General features: G+C 70.5%; 1 pseudogene. It reads left to right on the forward strand.

Annotation, left to right across the window (positions count from 1 at the left end):
• Positions 1 to 98 precede the first annotated feature (98 nt).
• Positions 99 to 640 (forward strand): annotated as a pseudogene (locus tag C1J00_RS48685) (MFS transporter); the annotation flags it as partial.

Below are 640 nucleotides of genomic sequence, written 5' to 3' on the forward strand. Positions count from 1 at the left end.
GAGACAGGGGGGTCCGCTGGATCACGTCCCACCCGTTCCTGCGCGTGGGTCTGGTCTGCGCCACGGCGACGAACTTCTTCTTCGGCACCATCTACTTCATGGTCATCGCCTCCGCGCAGACCAGCGGCATGGCCACCGGACTGATCGGGGTGATGGCCGCGCTGCTCGGCGTCGGTGGGCTGCTGGGTGCCCTCGCCGCCCCCCTGCTTCAGCGTGCCCTGACCGGTGCCCGGCCCATCCATGTCGTGCTGTGGGCGTTCGTCGTGCTGACGGCGGGGATCGCGACGCTGCCGGGCAGTTGGACCCCGGGGGTGCTGCTGGGAGCGATCGCCTTCGCGGCGCCGACGGCGAACGCGTACTTCACCACATGGCAGCTGAAGCTCACGCCGGACAGCCACCGAGGGCGGGTGGTGAGCGTCGCGGCCATCGCGAGTGGTGGCGGCGGCGCCATCGCCCCACTGGCGGGCGGCGTCGTGCTGGACGTGGCGGGGCGGTTCGCCGGTTTGCTCGGCTGCGCCGCGGTGATGGCGGTCGTCGCCCTGCTGACCTCCCTGAGCCCAGCCCTGCGCCACGTACCCGAACTCCGGGCGGACGAGTCCGAACCTGTTTCTTATACACATCTGACGCTGCCGACGAACTC

The sequence above is a fragment of the Streptomyces cahuitamycinicus genome (genome assembly GCF_002891435.1).
GTDB lineage: Bacteria > Actinomycetota > Actinomycetes > Streptomycetales > Streptomycetaceae > Streptomyces > Streptomyces cahuitamycinicus.